The following is a 19,034-nucleotide window of genomic DNA, read 5'->3' on the forward strand; positions in this document are numbered from 1 at the left end:
CCGCATAGTCACCGCAGTGGGCACCACCCCGGATCCCTGAATGAGTCCAAGTGATCGCCTGCGGACAGGAGACGAGGGCGTCCAACGTCGATGTGTGACTAACGACCTGGACACCCTCGCAACGGCACTCTATGCCCGGATTGACGACGAGTTGAAGGCTTCACCGTGGCCGGCGCCGTGGCAGCCTCCCATCGGAATCACGCCCACGCTCAGTGACGCCGAGCTGATCACGCTCGCGGTCATGTCGGCGCTGCTCGGATACACCTCCGAGCGGCGCTGGCTTCGCCGCGTCGGGCGGGACTTCGGCCACCTGTTTCCCTACGTGCCCCAGCAGTCCGGCTACAGAACGCGGCTGCGCGCCGCGTTCTCACTGCTCACCAGCATGATCCGGATCGTGGCCCGCGATACCTCGCTGTGGAGCGACGATGTGTGGCTGGTCGACTCCACACCGGTCGGTTGCGGTTGCTCCCGCGAGACGGCCAAACGCTCGGACCTAGCAGGCTGGGCCCAGTACGGCTACTGCGCATCACACTCGCGATACTTCTGGGGGCTGCGTCTGCACCTGGTGTGCACACTCGGCGGACTGCCGGTCCTGTTCGCTCTCACCGGGGCCAAGGCGGACGAGCGCGAAACGCTGCGCGACACGGTCGATACCGCGCCAGACGTCCTCGCCGATCACCCCGGGCAGACGATCATCGGGGACAAGAACTACTTCGGCCGCGAGTTCGAGCACGGCCTTGCCGAGCGTCACCTGAAGTTGCTGCGGCCGGCCCGCAAGGGGGAAGCCGAGCCGGCCGGGTCACACCTGTTCAAACCGCTGCGGCAGGTCATCGAGTCGATCAATCAGACCTTCAAGGGGCAGCTCAACCTGGAACGACACGGCGGCAAGAGCCCGGAAGGGGTGTCAGCCCGGGTCTTGTGCCGGATCCTCGCACTCACAGCGGCGATCTGGCACAACGACCAAACTGGACAGCCCATCAAGCGATCACTCACTGCCTACGATCACTGACTGCAACGACACCCCCTGGACTCATTCATCTAGGTGTACGAGGCCAGGACGTTGGTGACGCCGCCCCGTAGTCGTGCGGCGGGTGGCCGGTTCCCGATGGCGGTATGAGGACGGTGGTAGTTGTAGTGGATGTTCCAGACGTGGAGCGCGTCGGAACGTTGATCCTCTGACAGCCAGGTCCGGGCATAGAGGAATTCTTCTGCGAGGATCCGGTTGTAGCGCTCGGCCTTCCCGTTGTGGCGGGGCGTATACGGCGTGATTCGCTGGTGCCTGGCCTCGTGCAGGGCACGTGCGAAGGCGTCGGCGCGGTAGCAGGCTCCGTTGTCGGTGACGATCCGCTCGATCCGGGTGATGCCGTGGGCAGTGAACCAAGCGCGGGCACGGTGAAGGAAGGCGATGGCGGTCACCGCTTTCTCATCAGGCAGGGCTTCGGTGTAGGCGAGTCGGCTGAATCCGTCAACGGCTGAGTGGAGGTAGACGTAGCCGCCGCGTTCGGTCTTCTTCTTGCTCCGAGCGATTGCTCGGGCGTGGTCGCTGTCGCGTCCGTGGGCCCGCCAGCCTCCGCCGTCGGGAATGCGGCCGGCCTTTTTCACATCGACGTGGACCATGTGGCCCGGTCGGCGGGCGGCGATCTGTTGGGGTTCCCGGTTCGAGTCTCCGTTGGGGTCGATGAAGCGACGCCGATTCAGCCCGAGCTCGGCAAGATGCCGGCTGACCGTGCGTCGACTGATCGTGGTGCCGGCTTGGGACAGCTCGAACGCGATCCGCGCAGCGGACCACTTGTGTGTGCGCCGGAGTCCCTCTATCTGTGCCACCACATCGTCAGGTGTTGCAGTCGGCTGGTGATGCGGCGTCGAGGAGCGGTCGAGGAGGCCGAGGTCCCCGTGATGGCGATATCGGTTGACCTACTTCGAGGCGCATGCGCGAGAGATATCCATCTCGGCGGCAACGTGCGCGATCGGGCGGGTCTTGCATCGTTCGACGAGGCGACGTCGGCCTTCGACTGTCAGAGGTGCATTGGCATGCGACATGGGGGAGCTCTTCTTGGGGTCCGGGCTCGGTGATGACGGGCAGCAGCGATGTCGGCCCGGGGCCGGACCCGAGTTGATCTGCCAGGCGCCCGTTGACCTGTGACAGGGGACGAGGAGCCCACCTGCGAAAAGCATCAGCGGCACCGAGAGAACGCGAAGAACCGTCTCCTGGTGTGATCGCCAAAGCCGCGGTCACGGCCGTTGGCCGTCGGTGGTCACCGCGGCTGCTGTTCCGCGATGACCGCCCAGTCGTCCGCCCCGCGACCGTCGGCGATGGCCTCATCGAAGACAGCACGCAATAGTTGACCGATCGGGAGCGGAATGCCTTGGTCGGTCGCTGCATCGAGCGCGAGGTGGAGGTCCTTGCGGCCCAGGACTGTGGTGAATCCGGCTGGCTGGTAGCGCCGTTCGGCAATCATCGACCCGTAGCTGGTGTAGACGGCTCCGGGGAAGAGCGTTGAAGTCAGCAGCTCGACCAACTGCCCGGAGCCGACACCGGCGCCTTCCGCGACGCTGACGGCCTCGCCCAGCGACTGGATGGCGCAGGCGATCAGGTAGTTCCCGAGGATCTTCACGATGTTGGCCTGCTCCGGACGGTCGCCGACTTGCCAGGTCCGCGAGCCGATCACGTCGAAGAACGGCTGCACACGGTCGAGCAGCGCATGCTCACCGGCCGCAATGACGTTGAGTGCTCCGGCTTCGGCAACCGGAACACGGCCGAAGACCGGTGCCGCGACATATCCGACACCATGCTCGGCGTGCGCTGCGCTGGCCCGGCGAGCCAGGCCGGTACTCACCGTGGCGAGGTTGACGTGCACAGTCCCGCCCGGGGTCTGAGCGAGGACACCGGAGTCGATGAACGTCTCGGCGACGGCCCGGTCGTCAGACAGGACCGAGAAGACCACTGTCGAGCGCATGGCCTCTGCGACCGAGGCGGCACGACGGGCACCCTCTGCGACCAGTTCGTCCGCGGGCCCGCCGGAGCGGTTCCACACCACGACGTCGTGGCCGGCCTTCAAGAGATTGCGTGCGATGGGCCTCCCCATGGCTCCCAGACCGATGACCGCGATGCTGCTCACGCTGAGCACCCCTTCCCTTGAACCGTCTAAAGAGGTTCAAGGATGCCATGGAGTTACGATCGCAACGAACCGTCTGAAGCGGTTCGACGCGTGTTGTCGCTCACTGCGGAGGATGGAATGACCGAGGACGCACATCGTGTGTTCCGGATGGACAACGAGGTCCTGGCGTTCCGGTTCACCGCCACCGTCAGCGATCGCGCCAGCCTGGCGCCGAGAGAACGGCTGGCCGACCCCGCACGACTGAAGATGTGGCTCGGGGCGACGGGGCTCGGCGTTACAGACGTGTCGCCGACCGATCTGGAGGGCGCCGTCGAACTGCGCGAGGCGATCTACCGAATCGGGTCGGCGATCACCGCAGGTGAACAGCCGGAATCCAAGGATGTCCACACCCTCAACACGACTGCTGCCGCTGGGCACGCGAAGGCTGCGCTGGAACACGAACGCGCAGGATGGCACCTGACGGAGACGACCCCTGTCAGTGACGCCCTCGGGGTCCTGGCCACGGATGCCATCCGCATCCTCGGGGGCCCCGACCGCGGCCGCATTAAGAACTGCGAAGGCCCTGGATGCGGGGGGCTGTTTCTCGACACCAGCCGCGCCGGCAACCGCCGCTGGTGCTCCATGAACACCTGCGGCAACAAGGTCAAGAAGTCACGAATCGCTGCGCGCTGACCTAGCGGATCCGCGATCGGGCCCGTCAACAACGTCATGTCCCGCAACATCTAGGTGTACTGACTGGAGACGTTGATCAATCGTGAGAAGGGCGGCTGGTTGCCGCAGGCGGTATGCGGCCGGTGCTGGTTGTACTGGTGCAGCCACGCGTCGAGGGTGTCGCGGCGCTCAGCCTCAGACTGGTAACAGCGGGCATAGGCCCAGCCATCGGCCATGGTCCGGTGAAAGCGCTCCACCTTGCCGTTGGTTTGCGGACGATAGGGACGCGTGAACTTCGGTCGGATCGACAGCACCTCGCACGTGTTCCGCCACAGGTGCGATCGGTAGGCGCTGCCGTTGTCCGACAGCACCCGCTCGATCGTGATGCCACGCTCAGCGAACCAGTCGACGGCGCGACGCAGCACCCTCGCGGCGGCGGCAGCGGTCTCGTCATCGTGGACTTCCGCATACGCCACGCGGGAGTGGTCGTCGATGACGGTGTGAACGTAGGCGTAGCCAAGCTTCGGGCCGCCGTACCGATTCCGCGGTTTGTCGGGGGTGCCGGCCCTGTTGCGGCCGCCTTGCTTGCGGCCGACGTAGCGCCAGCCCCCGCCGTCGGGGATGTTCCCGAGTTTCTTCACGTCAACATGCACCAACGAGCCGGGGTGCGCGTGCTCATAGCGGCGGACCAACTCCCCCGTCGCCCGGTCGAGGTACGACAGTCGGTTCAGCCGAGCGGTGGTGAGGATGCGGTGTACCGTCGACGGTGCGATGCCCAGTCGGGCGGCGAGTTGAACGGGCCCTTCCCGCAATCGAATCCGCAGGCTCACGCAGTGCCTTGTCACCGGCTTGCTCGTCCTGTGCGGCGACGTTCTCGGGCGGGACGACCGGTCGCGCATTGACTCGCCGGCGAGCCAGCGGTCGACCCATCGCTTCACGGTCGGCCAGGAGACCTTGAACCGGGCGGCGACCTCGCTGATCGACCACCCGTCCTCGACGACGAGAAGGGCCACCTTGAGTCTGTGGCGCGGGGTCAAGGCAGTGTTCGGGTGCGACATAGTAGTAGCCCTCCTGGACCAGGGCGGCCCAGGAGGGCCGAGTGCTCGTTCGAATGCAGGGCGACCGAACGGTCGTGTGGGGACGTGTGCTTAGAGGTCGAGCAGCGGCACGAGAGCGCGAGCGAACTCTGCCGGGGCCGCGCTTGCGCCCACGTGGTTGCCAGGCATATCGATCAAGGGCTGACGCAGCAGAGCGGCCAGGGCGTAGGCCGCCCTACGCGCCATCTGGTGATGGCTCAGCGAGCCGGCGCACACGGTCAGCCGGGCTCGACGTAGGACCTCGATGTCGGGCTCGTAGAAGACGCTGGGGCCGGCCATCTGGCCAAGGAAGTAGCGGTTCTTGTCGAGTTCTTCAGTCGGTAGCTCCGGCAACGCGATATGCGTGGGAGGCACCTGATCCGGGCCTGTGTGGTGGGCGGCGCCGCTCAGGTCGAAGAACTCCTGCACGGCTCGCTGAGGATCAGTTGGCGCGACAGCGAACGCCGACGCAGCGCGGTCGGCGAGGGTGGCATCGTCCAGGAGAGTAATCAGGGGCGGCTCGTGCAGCACGGCCGATCCAACGAGCTCGGGATGCAGCTTGGCCAGTTCGAGAAGGGTCACAGCCCCGCCGCTCGTACCGACGAAGATTGCCGGCGCGCCGGTGAACATGTCGACCAGCGCGGCAAGGTCTTCAGCGAGGACTTCAGGCGTTGGCGCAGCCATTCCGCGGGTCATGCGACTGGCCCCGATGCCGCGAGGATCATGGGTGACGACGGTGAACTGCCCCGCTAGCTCGTCCGAGAGAGCTGCGAACCCAGCTCGCCCTGCCGGCGCGCCCACGAGGAAGAGCAGTGGCCCCCTCCCCTGGACGCTGTAGGCGATTGTCGTGTCGGGTCGCTCAAGAACGTCCATCGAGTCGGTTGCTTGATCGGTGTAGTCCGCGATCTTGCGGGTGATCACCTCGAGGGCACGGTCCAGCGCCTCACGGCGATCCTCGACGCGACGGCGATGCGCGGTGAGCAGCTCCAGCCGCAACCGCGACGGGTCGGTGACCTTGGTGTCGGCGCCGGTGAACTGCGCGATGTCGGCCAGGGGCATTCCTGTTTCGCGCAAGTGAACCAGCATGCGGATCAAGTCGACATCGGCAGCGACGTACTGACGGCGCCCAGTAGCGTCACGCCGAGGGGCAGGCAAGATCCCCTGTCTCTCGAAGTACCGCAGTGTGTCGGGTTCAAGACCGGTATGCGCGGCGACCTCTCCGATGCCGAACTGCTCTTCTTGCTCACTCATGGTGCAAGCCTCGGACCTGGACCTCGGTTCAGGTCAAGCGAGGATCTCCGAACTGCGACCTGAGTGCGAGCTCAACCAACCTCTCCGGTCAGTACAACTAGTCGTACTGACACCGCCAAACCCACACCCACATCAACATGCTCGGCCGGTACTCCTTCCAGCTCCCCGAGCTGCCCGGGGGCCTGCGCCCGCTGCGTGATCCGGGCGTGTCCGAGGACGAGTAACGTGCGCGGGCCCGCGCGACCGTGCGGCAGCGGATCAAGCGGTGCCGGCGCGTACGGCGGTGGTCGCCAGAGTGGTGTAGTGCATCGTGAAGCGGCCACCCAGAGCGTCGATAGCATGGCCGACCGCGCCCAGTATCTCGGCCAGCTGATCGGGACGAAGTCGGGTGAGGCTGCCGGTAGTGGGGAGCAGGTCCAGCCATTGGTCACGCGTGTAGGACTGCTCCCAGTCGAATCGCCACAGTTCCGGTTCGTTGAACTGCTCGGTCTCGCGGATCTTGTCGGCGATCTTCGCGTACCCCGCTTGGTACGTCTCCAGCGAACGTCGCGCTGGCTGATTGCTGAACGGGGAGTCGGGCGCCACCCGACGGTAAGCGGCCGCGAACGACTCGGCCACCTCGGCAGGCGGCTCGAATGCGTGCCCGAAGATCGCCAGGCGCCCGTTCGGACGCAGCACCTGGGCCGCCTTCACGGCGCCGGCGACCGGGTCCACCCAGTGCCACGACTGGGCGGCGATCAATGCGTCGAACACTCGGCCAACCGGCTCCCAGGCTTCGAAGGTCGCCATCTCGACCTGCAGGCCGCGGGCTTGCGCGAGGTCGGCCATCCGTGCATCCGGCTCGATGCCGAGCACGGCGCAACCGGCGGCCTGGAACTGACGGGCCGCGATGCCCGTGCCGCAGCCTACGTCGAGCACGTCAGGCCCCGGGCTCCCGGCGACGATACGCGCCACCAGGCCATCGGGGTAGCCCGGTCGGGCCTGGTCGTAGCGTTGCGCATGCGTGCCGAAAGACTCGGCCGTCTGCCGAGCCTGATGCGACTGTGCCGGTTCGGGTTGCTCTCGCGGTAAAGTGGGCATGCGTTCACTTTAGTGGGCGAGCGCCCATATGCCAACGGATGCCAGGAGCCTGGCGCACGAGAGGATCTGTCAGTGCCGACCGGGGTACACCTTCGTGACGCGCGGCAGCAGCTGTTCGACGCCGCCGAACGCGTGCTGCTGCGGGATGGCCCGAACGGGCTGACCAGCCGAGCCGTCACCGACGAGGCAGCCTGCGCCAAAGGCGTCCTGCACCGGCACTTCACCGACTTCGACGCTTTCCTCACCGAGCTCGTGCTCGACCGGGCCGCACAGCTCGAAACGCAAGCGCATACGCTGCGCGAGACCGTCGGCACCGGCACCGTGGCCGATAACCTCACCGGCGCGCTGACCACCCTGTTCGGACCGGTCCCCCTGGCGATCATCCCGCTCATCACTTTCCGGGACGAGTTGCGCGCGCGGCTGCGGCAAGCCAGGCCCGGAGGCGGCATTGCGATCCTCGCCCAGGTCACGACCGCGGTCTCCGCTTACCTGGCCGACGAGCGCGCAATGGGCCGCATCTCGGCCGACGCCGACATCGACTCACTCACCCTCTCCTTGGTCGGAGGCGGGCATCTCCTGTTCGCAGACCGCGACCCCGACCCGCCGACTACGGCAACCGTCAACAAGCTGGTGACCACGGTGCTCGCCGGCGTCGTGCAACGGCGGCCAAGCTGCCCCTGACTTGCAGCCCGCAACGGTCCGCGCCGAGAAGGGGCCTCAACGTCGGCTGTCGCCGGACGCAAGCAGGCTGGTAAGCCCGGCGATCGCCTCAGGGGAGGGCTTGAAGCAGCGGCGGACGTTCTCCTTGATTCTGGCAGGGACCGCGATGCCCTCCCGGATGGCCATCATGTAGCGGTTCGCAACGTGGTATCCACCGGTGTAGCCGAGGGCGGTCAGAACCCTTCAGTTGGCCAGTTGAGAATGGGTGGTGCGCCCGCACCGTCCGCCCAGCCGGCCTCGCAGTCAGCGCTCTGTGTGATGATGCGGACGCGTCCCAGGGGGAGTGGGCCGCGGTCTACTGATTGCCAGGGGGTTGGGGATGGGTGCGGGTACGGAGCCAGACGGTTCGTCCAGGTCCGACGAGGAGTGGGAGAGGTTTCTGCGCGAGTCGGTGGCGGGTGCCGCCGACTCGCCCAAGGAGCCGTCGGCGCGGGCCCGCGACGTGGCAAAGCGGCTGCGCGCGGAGCCCGGCCGTGGCCTGGAGGGCTGGCGCAGCTACACGCCCGCGCAGCCCAAGCGGCGCACGGGCTGGTACGTGGTCGGGCTGCTGGCCTCGCTGGTGCTGCTGGTGGTGGCGCTCGCGCCGGGGCGGATAGTGGACCTGTTCGCCGGTGCTGACTCCCCGCCGCTGGCGGCCGAGACCGCCCGCCCGGCCCAGGCACCCCCGGCTGAGGCGGCTCAACGCCCCACCATGGACGAGCCGTTCCGCGGTTCGCCGGCGGCGAGCTGGGCGAGCGGAGCGGCGGGGATCACCGTGCCGAATGCCGGGGCGGTCGGCTGGATGAGCGCGGCCGAGGTCGAGCGGGCCCTCGCCCGCAGCCGGGACTTCCTCGTCGCGTCCGGCCTGGACCGCGGGGTGCTGCAGGGCGAGCGCCCCGAGAAGGCGATTGCACTGATCAACCCGCACCAGAAGGACGTCCAAGACCTTCTGAAAACCGCTTTCCAAACCCCGAGCGAGAAGAACGACCCCCTCCTCCTCTTCAGCCGCTTCCAGCCCTCCCGCACCCACCTGGTCGGCGACCTCGTGAAGACCCGGGGCCGGCTCACCTACCGGGAGGGCGAGCGCGGCGCGCTCGAGGTGACCGCCGACGTCACCTTCGTCTACCCGGTCACCCGCGCGGAAGCGGGCGGCGACGACGAAGTCGTGCGCACGATCGTCCGGCGCGAGCTGATCCTGAGCTGGGACGACCCTGACAAGGTGATCACCGAGCCGGGCACGTTCTCGATAGTCTCGTACAAGTACGACATGACCAACGGCGGCTGCGGCGCCCCCACGGGCTACTTCACCCCGCCCTTCGGCACGGACCGCCGGGCAGACGAGGCCGGCACGGAGGTCGACCCGTACGACCGCAGCGCGCCGGTCGGGCGGGGCGAGTCCCCTGGGGACGAGTGCGGGAGGGCGACGCGGTCCTAGGGCGCGTATCGAGTTGTGATCAGTGGGTGGTCCGGGTGAGGTCTTTGATCCAGATCATCGAGGCGCGCAGGTGGAGGCCGGCGAGGTAGCTGTCTGGGGTCTTGTCGTATCGGGTGGCGATGCCTCGCCAGGCCTTGAGCTTGTTGATCAGGCGCTCGACGGTGTTCCTCTCCTTGTAGAGGTCGGCGTCGTGGCTGACGGGCCGACCGCCCCTGGAGCCCTTCTTCTTTCGGTTGGCGGCTTGGTCCTTCTTGTCGGGGATGACTGCCTTGATGTGGCGTTTGCACAGGTGGGCCCGGTTGCCGCGGGACGAGTAGGCCTTGTCCCCGGCGACCGCGTCCGGCCGGGTGCGGGGGCGGCCGACGGGCCCGCGGACCCGTACCTTGTTGAGCACGGGGATGAACTGCGGACTGTCCGCGGCCTGGCCGGCGGTCAGGACGAATGCCGGCGGGCGGCACTTGCGGTCGGCGGCGAGGTGGACCTTGCTGGTCTGCCCGCCCCTGGAGCGTCCCAGGAGGGCGGCCTTCAGCCGGAGTCTGCGTCGGCGCCGGGTGCGTCGTCGCTCCTCCCGCTCGGGATCTGCTTCGGCTTCCTGCCCGTTTCGTTCCTCGGAGCCGCCCCTTTTGACCTGGCCTTCTCCTCCTCGGCCGCGGCCTTCTCCAGGGCGGTGAGGACGTCCTGGTCCAGGTGCATCCCGGCGGCGTCGTGGTGAGCGCGCGCGGTGGTGGAGTCGATGCTGACCAGGGACAGATCCACCTCACCCCGCTTCGCCGCTTCCGCGATCAGGCCCTCCAGCAGGGCCGCGAAGACACCGGCGTCACGCCACTGCCGGAAGCGGTTGTGGACGGTCGGCCAGGCACCGAACTCCTGCGGCATCTCCCGCCACTGTCCGCCGGTCCTGAACCGCCAGATCACACCCTCGAACTGCTGCCGCAGCCGCTCGGGATACGGGCCGTACTCACCGATCGGCAGGTACGGCCCGATGAACTCCCATTCCTCGTCCGTCAGTTGCACTCGCGTTACGCAAGAAGATCTACCGGTTCAGGCCCGTCGCGAGGGCGATTCCCGCAGATCGAGCACGACCCGATACGCACCCTTGCTGCGGACGCCTCGGGCCCCGCGCGCGGCACGCACCTTTCCTTGGCCCCGCCGCGGTGTCCTCCATGATCGGGTCCGTCGATATTCCGGCCCGCGAACGCCGGTGCGATGCCACGATGAAGGCACCGCGCCCGCGGCTGCGACCATCCAGAGGGGGCCGTCATGTTCCACAGCTCCGCCCACCCGGGCCGTCCCGACGATCGCATCTGGCTGGAGACACTCCGGGCGTTCAGCCGCCCGGTGGCCGTCCTCGTACGGCCCCAGCCCGGATGGCGCCGCCTGGTAAGCCAGGGGTCCGTCGACGGCTTCCTCCAGCGGCTCGACCTCGGATATTACGAGGAGCACACCATGCTGGTGCAGGTCACCACCCAGCGGCGCCTGCCTGAGCACGTCCGCGTGTTCTCAACGCTGAAGCCCGATGCGCTCCTGGGTGAGTTCCTCTTCAACTCTTCGCCTGACGGACCGATCTGGCTGCCCAACGTACTCACCACCGGAACAGGCCAGCTCGTCGTCGACGGAACGGAGGTCAATGCGCAGGCAGTCACGTACGGCGACTACACCGCCACCCTCGCCGCGATCGGAGATGAGACCGTTGCGGTCGTCAGCACCGCCGCCCTCCACGATCAGGCTGTCCACCTGACCTTCGACACCTCTGCCGTCCCCGCCTGACGAGGAGCACCGGCCGTGTGGGCATCCCACACGGCCGCGTCACGGAAGAAGATCTACCGGTTCAGGCCCCGCCGCGAGGGCGATTCCCGCAGATTGATCACGACTCGATACGCACCCTAGCGGGCGTTACTCGGTGGCGGCCACCCCAACCCCGAGGGCGATGAACATCCAGCCGCCGATCCGCTCCCAGCGCGGCGCCAGGCCGGTCGCCCGAGTACCGCGCGCAGCCGGGCGGCGACGTGCACGAGCGCCAGCCAGTAGACGACGCCGATCGCGACATCGCGGGACAGATTCCGGGCAGCCAAGTGGTGATCGATCCTGATGACGGTCCTTTTGAGCGGTTGCCTGTCTTGCCGCATCCTGAGACGTCTTGTCAAAGCAGCACGTCTGCGGCTGTCCGCGGTGGAGATCTCGGCGCCCGCCACTAATCCGGCGGCGGGCACTGCACTGCTCTCCCCCGCCCGCACGCTCAACTAGCCAGCTAGGGTGCCCAGTCCGGGCGGGCGGCGGGTGGTGTCAGGCGATGAAGCCGTGGAGGGTCGGCAGCGGAGCGGCCGTCCCAATCGGGCCCATGTAGACGACGGCCTCCTCGAACTGGTAGTAGGAGAGACTTTCATGGCGTGGGCCGATGACGAGCAGGTTGTCCCCGCAACGCCAAGCGGCGTGGCACCAGTCGCCGTCTCCCATGGCCAGGGTGCCGCCTTCGGTCGTGATGTCGCGCTCCGGTGGACCGAGCTGTTGGGTGAACGCGGCGACAGCCACGTCGATGTACGTGTCGAACACCTCACGTCCGGCGTTGGCGTGGCTGGACCAGTCAGGCAACCTTCCCCAGAGATCGCCCCAGTCCTCGCCGTCAACCCAGTAGAAGTGGGCGAATGACAGGGCAAGGGTGTCCCCGAGGTAGCGCCCTGCCCGGCCTCCACACTCTCGTCGCAGGCATCGACCGCGACCGCGACGCCGTCATCGCCGGACTCACCCTTCCCTGGAACTCCGGCGTGGTCGAAGGGCACGTAAACCGGATCAAGATGCTCAAGCGCCAGATGTTCGGCTGAGCTGGCTTCCAACTCCTCCGGAAACGCGTCCTGTTGTCGTTAGGCCTACCGCCGATTGCCCGACCTCTGTCCTGCATCAAGTCCCCGATCGGCGCGGCAGCCTCGCGTCCACGGAGGTCAGCGAACGTGGTCCCAAGGAAGCTGTTACGGCACCAAGGCGATGCCTCCGTCGACGCGCAGGTCGATCCCGTTGATGTAGCCAGCCAGCGGACTGGCCAAAAACGTAACGACTGCCGCAATGTCCTCCGCAGTGCCCAGCCGCCCGGCCGGGTTCGGCGCGTACTCGGCTACGACCAGCGGCTCCAGCTGCGCCCACTGCCCCGACCAGCCCCGCGCAGCCGCCCCATCCTCGAACATCTGCCGCATTCCGTCGGTGACAATCACCCCAGGGCTCACGGTATTCGCCGTGATACCCGATCCGGCCAGATGCCGGGCCAAGCTGGTGGTCATGTTGACCACCGCGGCCTTCGCCGCCGAGTACTCAACCATGTTCGGCAACGGAGTCGTCGCGGCCCGGCTGCCCACATTGACAACCCGACCCCATCCGCGCTCACGCATCTGAGGCACCAGGGCTCGGATCATCCGCACTGCCGATACGACGTTGCCGTTCACTGCCTCCAACCATGCGGCCGGCCCCGCAGTCTCCCAGTCATGCTCCACAAACGGACCGGCGTTGTTGACCAGCACCTCCACACCCCACTCACGAGCCCGCTGGGCCACCTGGCCGGCGGCATCGTCATCAGTGAGGTCACCCAGCACGACGTCCACCACTCCGCCAGCGGCGCTAAGCTCCGCTGCCACCTCGTCGGCACGCACCGGGTCGCGGCCATGCACCAAAACGGCACACCCTTCATCGGCCAGTCGCCGGGCCACCGCCGCACCGATGCCCCCACTGCTCGCCGTGACCAACGCGCGCCGCCCCGCAAGATTAAGATCCATGGTCCGGCAGGCTAGACCACGCCTATGACATTCCCGCCGAACAGACGAGTTCCCGCAAGACGCCGCCAAGATCAACAGTCACAGAGCGTAGACACACCACAGAAGTTGATCCAGAACCGAAACTCGTGAACATCACCAGGCCGTCGATCTGGGCGCCTCCCAAACCCATGAACAACTGACTTAATACTCGTGAACAAAGCCAGCAGGGTCTTCAGGGCCTTCGTCTGTCATGGCAGGACGATATCCGCGCCGTACACGTGTTTTATCACCGGGCCGTCCGCGCCCTGCACTACCTCCCACACCTGCCGGCACTCTGGCGGCAGCGTGGCCTGGCCCATGCCCCGCTCGTGGTGCGGCGGCAGCCTGTTCCCGGAACCGGCGCAGCACCTTCTCGGCCCCGCAAGCTCCTCACGCACGCGCCTCATCAAGTAGTGCGGTCAACTGCTCGACCAGCACGTCCAGTTTGGCCCGCCGAGCCTTGATCTTCTCCAGCACGCCTGCCCCCAATTCGCTCCGCGCCGCTCGTTCGGGACGGATCGTAGGAACTCGGCGACGAGAAGCACACGAGAACACAGAAATCCGGACGGCCTCAGGTGACCTGTGCCACGCTGATGGAACTGTTGGAACTGGTGGGATCGCATGGGGGAGTTAGGCGTGTCTGAGGAACCGACAGAGCCAGTGCAGCGACTGCACACCGAGAACTCCTTGTCCGACTGTTCGCACGTGGACGGTCCGGTTGTCCAAGCGGGCGTCATCCATGGTGGCGTCACCATCCACCATGCCAACGAGTCGCGAGAACTCGAGATCCCCTTCATGGCGACCGGTTCAAGCATCCGGACGGCCAATGACGTCTATTGGTGGGCAGACGAACCAGCCGACCCCGAAACGTGGGCAGGCACGTGGACTCCAGAAGCTGGGGCCAGGGTGCTCGTGGAAGGGCTTGCTGCACAGGCCGTGGTGCTCAGGGGAATGCGTCCTGTAGTGCTCTCCCGTAAAGTTCCGCGCCCTGCGGAACATTGGGGCGTGATCATGAGCATCCTGGAGACGCGGGGGTTCACCACCGACCTGGACGTCGATCACCCGGTTCTCCGGCCCCTGGACGGCCCGGACTTCCCGTTCACTGTCACCAGCAGTGACCCTGAACTATTCGAGGTCTACCCCGCCGCCTCGGCCTTCGAGATCGAGTGGCACCTTGAATTGGAGTGGTCGAGTGCCGGCCGTCACGGGACGCTCACTGTTGACGCCGGCGGCCGCCCGTTCCACTTCGTGCCGCGTCCCCGGGCGCCCGTGCAGTGAGCGTTGTTCAAGCTGAAGTTGCTGGTCAATGAGGCTGGCGTGAGGCGGCTGGTCGGCGCTCGTGCTGACCAACACCGCGATCGCCAGGTGGCAAATGGTCTCCGCCGCAGACACCCGCCAGCCACCAGCACGAGCACCGGACCGTAACCTCACACCAGGCCCGTGACCAGCAACTTCAGCTTGAACAACGCTCATAGAGGGCTCTGAAGCAGTTTGCATTCCCCGCCGGTAGGCGGGCAGGGGGATGAGTAGACCGGGACGGCAACTCGAAAAACGTCGGTAGTGCGCCGCTCAACGTTTGCCGGCACAGGACAGCGCGCAGTAACGGGCAGGGAGTCTGCTGAGCCAGTAAGCGTGCATGTGCTGTTCAGCTGTGAGTACGGACTTCCCCGATGGCCTGTTATTTTCGCTGGTGGGTGAGTTCGTCCCGGGTCGTGAGGGTGTCGGGGTGGTGCGGCCCCAGGATCCGTTCTTGATCTGCCAGCAGTCCGGTGAGTTCCCTGACGGCATCGGCCGCGTTCCCGGTCTCGCCCCAGAAGCGGGCGAGGTAGCTGCGGGTCTTGAGTGTTGTGGGGTGGTCCGGGCCGAGGACCTGCTGCATCTTGTCCAGCAGGTCTGTGAATGCCTCGGTAACTGTGGCGGGATCTTCTGTGCGGGCTTGCCACCGGATGAGGTCGCTGCATGTGAGCAGTGTCCTGGGGTGTTCCGCGCCCAGTACCCGCTTCCGGTCCGCCAGCAGCGCGGTGAGAGTGGTCACAGCTCCAGCCACATCTCCGGCTTCGCCCTGGAAGTTGGCGAGGTTACTTCGGGTGATCTGTGCGTGGTGGTGTACGGGACCAAGTACTCGCTCCATGTCGGGCAGCAGCTGGGCGAGTGCTCTGACGGCGCGGGCGGCGTCTCCGCTCGCCTTGCTCTCCCAGAAGGCAAGGTCGTGGCGGGTCAGCAGCGTGGTGGGATGTTCCGAGCCGAGCCTTTCCTGGAGGCGGGGAAGGAGTTCCGCGAGCGCGTTCGTCCCGGCCGCGAAGTCGCCGTTTCGGGCCTGGCAGTGTGCGAGGTCGTGGCGGGTTATGAGCGTGTCAGGGTGATCCCTTCCCAGCAGCCTTTGCTGGTCTGTCAGGAGAAGCGCGAAGGTCGTGACCGCGCCGGCGGCATCCCCGGCATAACGCTGCCAGTGGCCGAAGTCGCTGCGGGTTCTCAGGGTGTCGGGATGGTCCGGTCCCAGTAGCTGTTGCTGGTGCGGTAGAAGGTTGGTGAGTGTGGCCACTGCATTGGTTGGGTCTCCCGCTTCTCCCTGCCACCAGGCGAGGTTACGACGGGCGTCAAGGGTGTGGGGATTGTCGGGGCCGAGGCGGGTTCGCGAGGTGACAACGAGGCGGCGGATGTAGTCGCGAGCAGCGGTGACCTGTCCGGTTTCGCCGAGGCTCTGTCCGGTACGGAGGAGCAGGGGGTGGGCGCCGGGCCGCCACAGCGCGTCCTCCGCGAGGCTGCGAAGGGTCTCGGAGTTGGCACGGAGCACTTGAGCAAGCGCGGTGTCGCGTTCCACTTTGGGCCATACAGCTATCAGGGCGTCAGCGGCAGCCCGGGCGCAGGACTCGATGTGACCGACCGGGAGGTTGTCGCGGACGGCGCGTTGGATGAGCTGGTGGACGCGGATGGCCCGGTGAGGGCTCTTGGGGGTGTGGTCTATCAGGTTGAGCCGATGAAGGGTGCGCAGCGTGCTGGTGGCTTCCTCGGCTGATGTGGTCTGGAGCGGTTCGCGGACGTGGCCGCACGGCGGTTTGGCGGCACGCTGGTCGGCGAGGTAGGCGAGGGCCGGCGGGCTCGTCAGGACACGGGCGGGGATGCCGTTGGCGTTGAGCATCGCGGCCAGCTGGAGCATGGGGCGGGCCAAGTTCCGTGGTCGTGTCCGGTTGGCCTGGTCCAGGGACAGCGACCAGGCGGCGGACACCGTGACGGCCTGGTCGTCGGGCAGCCCGGACGGGTCGGGCAGCAAGGTGTTGAGGGTGGTGTTCCGGTCGGCCAACCGAGTGCGGTAAGTCGCACAGTCCAGGTCAGCGTCGATGAGGTAGGCGGCGGCCTGGGACAGGGCCAGCGGCAGGCATCCCAAGTCCATGGCAAGAGAGGCGAGTTGCTCGGGGGCCTCGTGGCGGCCGTGGACGGCCAGTGTGTCGCTGAGATAGGCAGCCGCTTCGGCTGGAGTGAACAGGCCGACCTCCACGAGGCTGCGTTCGGGGCCGGTCAAAGCCGCATCCCGACGGCGGGTGGTGACCAGAGTCCGGCCGCTGGGGCTGCTCGGCGGCCACAGACCACGCAGGTGGCCGGGGTCGGAGACGTCGTCCAGGACCACCAGCCACCGACAGCCGGTGCTGCCGTCCGAGGGCGGTCTCGGATGGAGCCAGACCAGGAATGCGGACGCTGCCCGTTCGGGGTCAGACAACGGCCCGCCGAGCGTCTCTTCCACCGCCTGGGCGTAGGCCGCGATGACGGCCTCCCGACTGGAGGCGGTGACCCACACCAGCAGGTCCACCTCCCCGGCCTGCCAAGCAGAACGGGCGTGGTGGGCGGCCAGCTGGGTCTTGCCGACCCCGCCGACACCGGATAGGACCTGGCACCGCCCCACAGTTCCGCCGCCGATCGCGGCGGCCAGGGGCTCAGCGAGGTCGGCGCGGTGCCGGAAACAGTCGGCTTGCCGTGGCAGAACACCCGTCTGGTGTGGCCACGGCACTGATGCGCGCTGTGGGGCGGCACAGACGACCTGCTCGGCGAAGCCGACAGCCACACTGTCACGGCCAGCGGCATGGATCCTCAAACCTTCCGTCAGCAAGGCATGTGCGGCAAGAGGTGGGCTGGAAGCAGCCGATCCGTTCAGCCCTGGGACGGACCGGGTTGCCAAGGGGTGCCGACACGCACCTCCCCATTGATCACTCCAGCTGCGATCGCTCCACCCTCGGCATGGATGTCGACCTTGCCCCCGGCAGCGAAACCGCCCGCCGAGGCCGAGGCCGCGGTCGGAGGTGTCGCATCAGCCAGCAGCGCCCTCAACTCGGTGCCCACCAGCTCACGTTCTTCCGCGGTCGAGCTCTCCAACAACGTCTCGAAGCGGGTCCGCCAGGAGATTTCCTCGATGATCTGCACCCGTTCGTCCGTGTCCTGTCCCACCGCCCGCACGACGACAGCGGTCCGATCCAAGCGCTCCAACTCAGCCTGTTCGCGCTGGGGGTCCCCCCGGCCGAGCAGTCGCGCAACCCGCTGGCGGAAACCCGTCCACAGGTCCGTGCCTGCGGCCTGCACCACTGCGGCGCCGCCCGCCGCAGCCAACGCCATTAACTCCTCCGTCACCGTTTCCTCCGCCCTCTCCGGCCAAGCATTCCGCAGACGTAACGCCCACCCGGACACACTCAGCGTCTTCTCATAAGCACGCTCCGCAATACATATCGGTTCCGTCTTGCGCCAGCAATGGAGCGATCCGCCCAATCAGCCGTGTCGGGAAGCTGTCCCGCCTCCAGGATCGTCGCCGACGGTAGACGAACAGCGGCATGTTGGTGCCGAAGCTGCACTGCGTGTGTGGGGCGCGCAGCCACTGGGCGGTTTCGCGTGGCGAGCCGGCGGTGCGCAGGTCGGCGTAGTAGTCGCCGGGGACGGCGTCCGCGAGCCGCGCTTCGACGGACCGGGCCCCGTGCCCGATCCGAGCCCGGAGCGACAGACCCTGCAGGTCGTCGCGCGGCGGGCGGGGAAGGAGCCATTGTCGAAGAGCAGGGTCAGCCCGTAGTCGCCGTCGCTGTAGCGCTCTCGGAGTCTGCTGCTGAGCGCGGGCACAGTCCGCACGTCCCGTAGGGCGTCGCCCAGTGGTTCGAGGCCCTCGTGTGGGAGCGCCCGGTGTCAGCGTGGCGAGTCGCTGCGTTCGCTGGAATCACGCGGCGGAGCAATGCTCATTACCTGTGGATCAGCTCGGGAGGACGCACGCGAAGGGCGTACCTTCGCGAGTGATCGATTGACTGGTATCGAGTAGGCCCGCGTTGCCGTGCGGGTCGGGAAGGCACGCCCTTCCCGGACAGGGCCTTCGCGTGCGACGAGTTCGGCCCGCTCGGGATCAGGCCCACCGCCGGCTCCGGCTGGGCCGCACGCAAACGCCCCGACCGGCTGCCGGCCACCTACCACCGCACCCACGGCGTGCGGTACTTCCACGGCTGCTACTCGGTCGGCGACGACCGCCTGCGGGGCGTCAACCACCGCAGAAAGGGGGCCGCCAACACGCTGGCCGCGCTGAAGTCGGTCCGCGCCGCCCGGCCCGACCGCGCCCTTGTCTACGTGATCTTGGACAACCTGTCCGCCCACAAGGGCACCGACATCCGCCGCTGGGCCAAGAAGAACAAGGTCGAGTTGTGCTTCAGCCCGACCTACGCCTCGTGGGCGAACCCCATCGAGGCCCACTTCGGACCACTGAGGCAGTTCACCATCGCCAACTCCAACCACCCCAACCACACCGTGCAGACCCGGGCGTTGCACGCCTACCTGAGGTGGCGCAACGGCAACGCCCGCCACCGCGACGTCCTGGCCGCCGAACGCAAGGAACGTGCCCGCATCCGAAGCGAGAAAGGCATCCGCTGGGGCGGACGCCCCCTCAAAACGGCCGCTTGATCCGACACGGCGGATCTATGCGGCAACAGTG

At 67.2% G+C, this 19,034-nt stretch carries 15 protein-coding genes and 4 pseudogenes; 8 read left to right on the forward strand and 11 right to left on the reverse strand.

All coding sequences use genetic code 11. The features are described from left to right. The first annotated feature begins 94 nt into the window (after positions 1-94). The gene (locus ACZ4S3_RS38615) at positions 95-1,009 is read left to right on the forward strand and encodes an IS982 family transposase (RefSeq protein ID WP_467943266.1); all 915 of its coding nucleotides are present in this window, start codon (positions 95-97) and stop codon (positions 1,007-1,009) included. 29 nt (positions 1,010-1,038) lie between these two features. Here ACZ4S3_RS38615 and ACZ4S3_RS38620 read toward each other — a convergent pair. Together ACZ4S3_RS38620 and ACZ4S3_RS38625 are read right to left on the reverse strand one after the other, a co-directional pair. Further along, positions 1,039-2,040: pseudogene (locus ACZ4S3_RS38620) on the reverse strand (IS481 family transposase). 215 nt (positions 2,041-2,255) lie between these two features. Next, positions 2,256-3,119: an NAD(P)-dependent oxidoreductase gene (locus ACZ4S3_RS38625; protein ID WP_467943268.1), complete on the reverse strand. Its 864-nt coding sequence runs from the start codon at positions 3,117-3,119 to the stop codon at positions 2,256-2,258. Between the two features lie 117 nt (positions 3,120-3,236). Between ACZ4S3_RS38625 and ACZ4S3_RS38630 the strand changes: the two genes are divergently transcribed. Further along, positions 3,237-3,791: a CGNR zinc finger domain-containing protein gene (locus ACZ4S3_RS38630; protein WP_467943269.1), complete on the forward strand. Its 555-nt coding sequence runs from the start codon at positions 3,237-3,239 to the stop codon at positions 3,789-3,791. Positions 3,792-3,841: 50 nt separating this feature from the next. On the opposite strand, the gene ACZ4S3_RS38635 is transcribed toward ACZ4S3_RS38630, so the two are convergent. The 3 genes from ACZ4S3_RS38635 to ACZ4S3_RS38645 form a co-directional block, all read right to left on the reverse strand. Further along, positions 3,842-4,828: an IS481 family transposase gene (locus ACZ4S3_RS38635; protein ID WP_467943270.1), complete on the reverse strand. Its 987-nt coding sequence runs from the start codon at positions 4,826-4,828 to the stop codon at positions 3,842-3,844. A gap of 90 nt (positions 4,829-4,918) precedes the next feature. Further along, complete coding sequence (locus tag ACZ4S3_RS38640; RefSeq protein WP_467943272.1) at positions 4,919-6,097, reverse strand: alpha/beta fold hydrolase; 1,179 nt, start codon at positions 6,095-6,097, stop codon at positions 4,919-4,921. A gap of 258 nt (positions 6,098-6,355) precedes the next feature. After that, entirely contained in the window at positions 6,356-7,177 is an 822-nt protein-coding gene (locus ACZ4S3_RS38645; RefSeq protein ID WP_467943273.1) for a class I SAM-dependent methyltransferase, read from the reverse strand. A 72-nt stretch (positions 7,178-7,249) separates the two neighbouring features. Between ACZ4S3_RS38645 and ACZ4S3_RS38650 the strand changes: the two genes are divergently transcribed. Then, on the forward strand, positions 7,250-7,858 hold the full coding sequence (locus tag ACZ4S3_RS38650) for a TetR/AcrR family transcriptional regulator (RefSeq protein WP_467943274.1): 609 nt from the start codon (positions 7,250-7,252) through the stop codon (positions 7,856-7,858). 36 nt (positions 7,859-7,894) lie between these two features. Here the strand turns inward: ACZ4S3_RS38650 and ACZ4S3_RS38655 are convergent. Further along, a pseudogene (locus tag ACZ4S3_RS38655) lies at positions 7,895-7,981 on the reverse strand (site-specific integrase); the annotation flags it as partial. 235 nt (positions 7,982-8,216) lie between these two features. Here ACZ4S3_RS38655 and ACZ4S3_RS38660 point away from each other — a divergent pair. Then, a complete protein-coding gene (locus ACZ4S3_RS38660; RefSeq protein ID WP_467943276.1) occupies positions 8,217-9,311 on the forward strand; it encodes a hypothetical protein in 1,095 nt (364 codons plus the stop codon). 19 nt (positions 9,312-9,330) lie between these two features. On the opposite strand, the pseudogene ACZ4S3_RS38665 reads toward ACZ4S3_RS38660, so the two are convergent. Next, positions 9,331-10,325: pseudogene (locus tag ACZ4S3_RS38665) on the reverse strand (IS5 family transposase). 246 nt (positions 10,326-10,571) lie between these two features. Between ACZ4S3_RS38665 and ACZ4S3_RS38670 the strand changes: the two are divergent. Further along, positions 10,572-11,078 (forward strand): hypothetical protein, encoded by a 507-nt coding sequence (locus ACZ4S3_RS38670; protein ID WP_467943278.1) that lies wholly within the window; start codon positions 10,572-10,574, stop codon positions 11,076-11,078. 516 nt (positions 11,079-11,594) lie between these two features. On the opposite strand, the gene ACZ4S3_RS38675 is transcribed toward ACZ4S3_RS38670, so the two are convergent. Beyond that, complete coding sequence (locus tag ACZ4S3_RS38675; protein ID WP_467943279.1) at positions 11,595-11,900, reverse strand: hypothetical protein; 306 nt, start codon at positions 11,898-11,900, stop codon at positions 11,595-11,597. Between the two features lie 53 nt (positions 11,901-11,953). On the opposite strand from ACZ4S3_RS38675, the gene ACZ4S3_RS38680 reads away from it, so the two are divergent. Next, on the forward strand, positions 11,954-12,130 hold the full coding sequence (locus ACZ4S3_RS38680; protein ID WP_467943318.1) for a hypothetical protein: 177 nt from the start codon (positions 11,954-11,956) through the stop codon (positions 12,128-12,130). A gap of 144 nt (positions 12,131-12,274) precedes the next feature. Here ACZ4S3_RS38680 and ACZ4S3_RS38685 read toward each other — a convergent pair whose 3' ends face one another. Continuing rightward, positions 12,275-13,069: an SDR family NAD(P)-dependent oxidoreductase gene (locus ACZ4S3_RS38685; protein ID WP_467943281.1), complete on the reverse strand. Its 795-nt coding sequence runs from the start codon at positions 13,067-13,069 to the stop codon at positions 12,275-12,277. Between the two features lie 654 nt (positions 13,070-13,723). On the opposite strand from ACZ4S3_RS38685, the gene ACZ4S3_RS38690 reads away from it, so the two are divergent. Further along, positions 13,724-14,365 (forward strand): hypothetical protein, encoded by a 642-nt coding sequence (locus tag ACZ4S3_RS38690; protein WP_467943282.1) that lies wholly within the window; start codon positions 13,724-13,726, stop codon positions 14,363-14,365. A gap of 400 nt (positions 14,366-14,765) precedes the next feature. Here ACZ4S3_RS38690 and ACZ4S3_RS38695 read toward each other — a convergent pair whose 3' ends face one another. Next, positions 14,766-16,985, reverse strand: a complete 2,220-nt coding sequence (locus ACZ4S3_RS38695) for a tetratricopeptide repeat protein (protein ID WP_467943284.1) — start codon at positions 16,983-16,985, stop codon at positions 14,766-14,768. A 245-nt stretch (positions 16,986-17,230) separates the two neighbouring features. Beyond that, on the reverse strand, positions 17,231-17,704 hold the full coding sequence (locus tag ACZ4S3_RS38700) for a hypothetical protein (RefSeq protein ID WP_467943286.1): 474 nt from the start codon (positions 17,702-17,704) through the stop codon (positions 17,231-17,233). A 705-nt stretch (positions 17,705-18,409) separates the two neighbouring features. Between ACZ4S3_RS38700 and ACZ4S3_RS38705 the strand changes: the two are divergent. Continuing rightward, positions 18,410-19,003 (forward strand): annotated as a pseudogene (locus ACZ4S3_RS38705) (transposase); the annotation flags it as partial. Between the last annotated feature and the right edge of the window lie 31 nt (positions 19,004-19,034).

Source organism: Streptomyces sp. NPDC028368, assembly GCF_055565615.1.